Source organism: Candidatus Accumulibacter vicinus, assembly GCF_000584955.1.
Lineage (GTDB): Bacteria > Pseudomonadota > Gammaproteobacteria > Burkholderiales > Rhodocyclaceae > Accumulibacter > Accumulibacter vicinus.
Genome location: NZ_JDSS02000036.1, coordinates 43,693 through 49,540, shown reverse-complemented (window position 1 = coordinate 49,540; position 5,848 = coordinate 43,693). Strand labels below are relative to the sequence as shown.

Sequence of the window (5,848 nt, the reverse complement as noted above, 5' to 3'; positions counted from 1 at the left end):
TCATGAAAGTCATGACCGTTGCCCTCTCCCCCAACCCCTCCCCCGCGAGTGGGGAGGGGAGATTCGTGAGTCGCTGATGCGACTTTCACATTAACTGAACGTGCTCGCCGACCTGCCTGCCTGGGAAACCATCGCGCTGCGGCTGCTGGCGATCGCCGGCAGCCTGCTGGCCTGGTTCTTCACCCAGCGCCTGATCGGCGCCCGCCATCTCGAGGGTGCGGGCATCCACGACCAGCTGCACCGGCTCACTGCCCGCGGCAACGCCTGGCTGCACGAACATCCGGGTGCGGCCAGGGCAGCCTTGATCAGCAGCTCGCTGGGAATCGATGCAGTGACCCTGTTCGTCCTCGGCTACGCCGTTCTCGGCCCGAGTTTCGCCCCTTTCTGGGGCTTGCTGTGCTTGTTCGCCTTGCGCCAGTTGAGTCAGGCGGTGGTCGCTCTGCCACCGCCGCCGGGAATCATCTGGCGCGACCCGGGTTTTCCCTCGCTCTTCGTCACCTACGCTGTCGGCAACGATTTCTTCTTTTCCGGGCACACCGCGCTGGCCGTCTACGGAGCCATCCAGATCGCCACCCTGGACATCCCGGTACTGACTTTTTGCGGGGTATGGCTGGCCCTGCTGCAGATGCTCCTGGTGATCGTGCTGCGTGCGCACTGGACTCTCGACGTGCTGGCGGGACTGTTCGCCGCGCTGATGGTCGGCGTCGCTTTCTGGCCGGGTCTGGCCGCGTGAGACGGCAGGGGAACCTTGACTCACGAACCGCCCCCCTGCCCGCTCGCGGGAAACGAGTCGAGGGGGAAACGGTCCTGTCCTTCATCATCGGAAGCCATGACCGTTGAGTTACCATGAGTCTGCCGATAGCAACGGAAAACTTCCCGAACTGGAGCATGACGTCTTGCCGTACGACAGCCCGCGACTGACCCGGAACAACTTCGATCTACTGCGGCTGTTGTTCGCGGCCACCGTTTGTCTGGTGCACGCTTACGATCTTTCCGGGTACCCGCAACTCGCCTGGCTTGCCCGCGTCTTGTCACCGGCATCGGCGCTGAAGGGGTTTTTCGTGGTCAGCGGTTTTCTGGTGTTCATGAGCTTTGAACGCTCGTCATCGCTGGCGTCTTACGCGCGCAAGCGCATACGGCGAATCTACCCGGCCTACTTCACCGTCGTCATGCTTTGTGCAGTCGCCCTGCCTGCAGTCGGTTCGCAGGGAGTGGGAGGCTATTTTTCCCTGGACTGGGGCAAATACGTTCTGGCCAATCTCTTCTTCCTGAATTTCCTGCAGCCAGGTCTGCCCGGCGTTTTCGAATCCAACCCTCTGGCAGCGGTCAACGGCGCGCTGTGGACGCTCAAGATCGAGGTCATGTTCTACCTGATGGTGCCTTTCCTTGTCTTCCTTTTTCGGCGCTTTGCGCGTCTGCCCGTCCTCGTGTTGACCTATGGCCTGTCGGTTGCCTATGTCGGTTTGCTGACCGCAGCCGCGGAGCGCACAGGTTCCGGAATCTACCTGGAACTGGCTCGCCAATTGCCGGGGCAGCTCTCGTATTTCATGGCGGGGGCTTTCCTCTATTACTTTCTGCCGCTGTTTGAGCGCCGCCCGGTCTGGTTTCTGCTTGCCGCAGCCCTGGTGCTGGCGGTCCATACGATTTTTCCCTTGCCACTCCTTGAACCCCTGGCGCTCGCCACAGTGGTCGTTTTCTGCGCGCTGTTCCTGTACGTGGGAAACTTCGCCAAGTACGGTGATTTCTCGTATGGCATCTACATCATCCATTTTCCGGTGATCCAACTGCTCGTACAGGGCGGCTGGTTGCGTGACCGCCCCGGGCTGTTCCTGGCAACCCTGATTCTCCTGACGGGCATGGGCGCCGTGGCCATGTGGCACCTGGTTGAAAAGCGCTTTCTGTTGCGCAGCAGTCATTACCTCGCCGGCGAGTCGCTCGCTGCCGCCAGGACCGACCTGGCAACCGACCAGAACGCGCCCTTGCGCTAGACATTGCGGCATTGTTGCCGGGCAAGGAATGTCAACACACTCAACACACGCCAGGCGGGCCGACTGTCCAAAAAAGCGGTACCGCCGCATTCCGTCGATGGCGCCGGCAAGAAAGTATCCATTTCGTACAATAAATGCAAAGACCATTTCGCCTGCAGAGCCCCTCTGAAGAGCTTACGTTCATGTTTTTTTATATTTATTCTTTCCTGGCACGTTTCTTGAGTGCATCGCCTCTGGTTAATGTGAAAGTCGCGTTAGCGACTCACGAATCTCCCCTCCCCACTTGTGGGGGAGGGGTCGGGGGAGAGGGAAACGGTCATGACTTTCATGATCCGGGGTGCCTTGCAAAGTCATGACCGTTAGAGCAGCCGCAAACCTCCCGGCCAGCGGTCGGACGACGAGATAGGGGGCAGTGAGATGGCAAATACCAGTCTGCTGAAGCTGGAAGGTGATTCACGTATCGCCGCGGCGAGCAAACGACTTGACCTGTCGCGACGGGATTTTCTGCAGTTCTGCGCCACCGTCGCCGCCAGTCTGGGCTTGCCGCCAGGTGCGGACGCAGCCGTTGCCGAGGCGATAGCCGACAAGAAGCGGCCGTCGGTGATCTGGCTGCAATTCCAGGAATGTACCGGCTGCACGGAATCCATGCTGCGCGCCGAACATCCGACGCTAGAAAAGCTGATTCTCGATGTCATTTCCCTCGATTATCACGAAACGCTGTTCGCCGCGGCTGGCCACCAGGCGGAACAGGCACGCAAGACGGCCATGGCCGAGCACAAGAACCGTTACCTGCTGGTCATCGAAGGAGCCATCCCGACGCGCGAGGGCGGCATCTACTGCAAGGTTGGCGGCCAGACGGCGGTCGATCTGACCCAGGCATGCGCCGCCGATGCGGCCGCCGTGATCGCCATTGGTTCCTGTGCAAGCTGGGGCGGCATGCCATCGACCGACCCCAACCCGACCGGTTCTGCAGGCGTCGCCACGGTCCTGGGCAAACCGGTCGTGACGATTCCCGGTTGCCCACCCAACCCTTATAACTTCCTGTCCGCGGTCGTGCACTTCCTGGCATTTGGCAGCTTGCCGCCGGTCGATGATCTGGGCCGACCAAAATTTGCGTATTCGCGCCTCATCCATGAAAACTGCGAGCGCCGCGCCCACTTTGACGCTGGCCGTTTTGCCATCGAATTCGGTGATGAAGGCCACCGCAAGGGCTATTGCCTCTACAAGCTGGGTTGCAAGGGGCCGGAAACCTACGCCAACTGCCCGACCATCCTGTTCGGCGACGCCGGTGCCGGCACCTGGCCGGTCGGCTGCGGTTGCCCGTGCATTGGCTGTACCGAGCAGGGTGTCGGCTTCAGCAAACCGATTCATATGCTGGCGAAAGTAAAGAACGTCGAACCGCCGCAGCAGTACCCGCGCATCGTCGAAGAAAAAGGAACCGGCGCGACGCTGGGGTCGGCCGCGGTACTGGCCGCCGTGGCGGGTGCGGCGGCTGGCGGAGCGGCAATGGTGGCGCGCAATCTTGGGCTTTCCCATCAGGCCGAGGAGGCTGCCAAGGCCCAGGCCGCGAGCGAAAAAAGGGAGGTGTGAGATGCCTGTCGACATTCCCGATCCCCGAACCGAGGTGAACTGCCGCCGAAAATTCCTTGAAGGCTGCCTGGGTGCTGCCGGCACCGCACTGGTTGCGAGTGCCATCAGCGTCCGGGTCGAGGCACGCGATACCTACCAGCGCCCACCCGAAGCGCTCGGTCTGCTCTACGATGCCACCCTGTGCATCGGTTGCAAGGCCTGCGTCGCCGCCTGCAAGCAAGCCAACGACAACCCGGCCGAGTTCTCAACAACCGACAAGCTGTGGGATACCCCGCTCGATACCAGTGGCTATACCTTCAACATCATCAAGATGTATCGCAGCGGAACGATGGCGACCAAGGACGATGAAACGAACGGTTATGCTTTCATGAAGACATCGTGCATGCATTGCGCTGACCCATCCTGCGTTTCCGCCTGCCCAGTCACCGCGATGACCAAGGATCCGAAGACGGGTATCGTCGCCTACGACGCCGAGGCCTGTGTCGGCTGCCGGTATTGTGTCGTCGCCTGTCCGTTCGGCATTCCCAAATACCAATACGACTCGCCAACCGGCAAGATCGGCAAGTGCGAGCTCTGCCGGCATCGCTACAAGGATGGGCACTACTCGGCGTGCGCCGAGGTCTGCCCAACCGGCGCGACGCTCTACGGGCGGACCAGCGACCTTTTGTCCGAAGCCAAACGACGTCTGGCGCTCAAACCCGGCAGCGTGACCACCTATCCGCGCGGCAACCTGAGCGGCGGACCAGACCAGAGCTATGAAGGCTACGTCGGCAACTACAAACAGCATATCTATGGGGAAACCGAATACGGCGGCACACAGGTGCTCAAGCTCTCGGCCGTCGATTTCGAGAAGGTCGGTATGCCCTATCTGTCCCCCAATTCGTCGGCGTCGACCTCGGAAACGATTCAGCACACGCTCTACGGCGGACTGCTGGCACCGTTCGCCGTACTTGGCGTGATGACCTATGTCGCCAGGCGCAACGTTCATCATGAGGACGATGCGCCGGCGGACGAACCCGGGAAGGAGTGATCATGAGCACTCTGCAACACACCAGACCGGCACCGGTCGGTGGCAGCATGTTCAATGCCACGACGCTGGTCTGCTGCATGCTGATCGCCGTCACCGCAACCATCATCCTCGTCCGCCTGTTCTTCGGCCTGAGTTCGACGACCAACGTCAATGATGGCTACTCCTGGGGCATATGGGTGGTGGTCGACGTTTTCATCGGTTCGGCGCTCGCCTGTGGCGGCTTCTCGATGGCGCTGCTGGTCTATATCTTCAACAAGGGCAAATATCATCCGCTGGTACGTCCAGCCTTGCTCGGCAGCCTCTTTGGTTACACCTTGGCCGGAGCGGCCATTACCTTTGATCTGGGTCGCTGGTGGAATTTCTGGCATATCTTCTGGCCGGGATACTTCAACGTTAACTCGGTGATGTTCGAGGTCGCGGCCTGCATCACCTTGTACATCATCGTCATGTGGATCGAGTTCTCGCCGGTTTTTCTCGAACGCCTGGGCCTGCGCGATGCCCGCCGGAAACTCGAGAAGTTCCTGTTCATCTTCATTGCCCTCGGCGTCGTCCTGCCGATGATGCACCAGGCTTCGCTAGGAACGATGCTGGTCGTCATGGGCGGCCAGGTCAACCCGCTCTGGCAGACACCGATTCAACCGCTGATCTACCTGCTTTCGGCGATCATGCTCGGTTACGGAGTGATCCTCTTCGAATCCTGCGTAGCCGCTTCAGCGTACCGGCGCGAAATCGAGGTCTCCCTTCTCAACCCGATGGCGAGGGTAATGCTCGGCATCATGGCCCTGTTTCTGGTCGTGCGCTTTACCGACCTCGTCGTGCGCGGAGTCATCGGCCAGGCGTTCGCACCGACCTACGTCGCGCTGACTTTCTGGGTCGAAAACGCGTGTTTGCTGGGCACATTCCTTCTCATCGGCACCACCGAGGCGCGCCGCAATCCGGCCCGGTTGTTCCTCGCCGGCATCGCGGTCATGCTCAGCGGTATCATGCTGCGACTCAACGGCTTCCTGATCGCTTTCGACACAGGACCGGGCTGGAACTATTTCCCGTCCGTACCGGAACTTCTGGTCACCATCGGGATCTTCGCCGCCGAGGTGTTCGGCTACATTTACATCACCCGCCGATTCCCGGTCCTGCCGCGTGAAGAAACGTACGCCCAGCCAGCACGCAGCTAACGGTCATGACTTTTCCAGGCACCCCCCGATCATGAAAGTCATGACCGTTGCCCTCTCCCCCAACCCCT

The 5,848-nt window shown here is 60.8% G+C and carries 5 protein-coding genes; all 5 read left to right on the top strand.

Translation table 11 applies throughout. The features are described from left to right. The first annotated feature begins 100 nt into the window (after positions 1 to 100). The 5 genes from CAPSK01_RS15845 to hybB all read left to right on the top strand — a co-directional run bounded on the left by CAPSK01_RS15845 (position 101) and on the right by hybB (position 5,780). The gene (locus tag CAPSK01_RS15845) at positions 101 to 733 is read left to right on the top strand and encodes a phosphatase PAP2-related protein (protein WP_034928832.1); all 633 of its coding nucleotides are present in this window, start codon (positions 101 to 103) and stop codon (positions 731 to 733) included. A 103-nt stretch (positions 734 to 836) separates the two neighbouring features. Further along, positions 837 to 1,988, top strand: coding sequence for an acyltransferase (locus CAPSK01_RS15840; RefSeq protein ID WP_273703829.1), 1,152 nt, complete (start codon positions 837 to 839; stop codon positions 1,986 to 1,988). A 417-nt stretch (positions 1,989 to 2,405) separates the two neighbouring features. Then, on the top strand, positions 2,406 to 3,578 hold the full coding sequence (locus CAPSK01_RS15835; RefSeq protein WP_034928829.1) for a hydrogenase small subunit: 1,173 nt from the start codon (positions 2,406 to 2,408) through the stop codon (positions 3,576 to 3,578). Position 3,579: 1 nt separating this feature from the next. Continuing rightward, the gene (gene hybA / locus CAPSK01_RS15830) at positions 3,580 to 4,608 is read left to right on the top strand and encodes a hydrogenase 2 operon protein HybA (RefSeq protein WP_273703828.1); all 1,029 of its coding nucleotides are present in this window, start codon (positions 3,580 to 3,582) and stop codon (positions 4,606 to 4,608) included. A 2-nt stretch (positions 4,609 to 4,610) separates the two neighbouring features. After that, positions 4,611 to 5,780, top strand: coding sequence for a Ni/Fe-hydrogenase cytochrome b subunit (gene hybB / locus CAPSK01_RS15825; protein WP_034928827.1), 1,170 nt, complete (start codon positions 4,611 to 4,613; stop codon positions 5,778 to 5,780). Positions 5,781 to 5,848 lie beyond the last annotated feature (68 nt).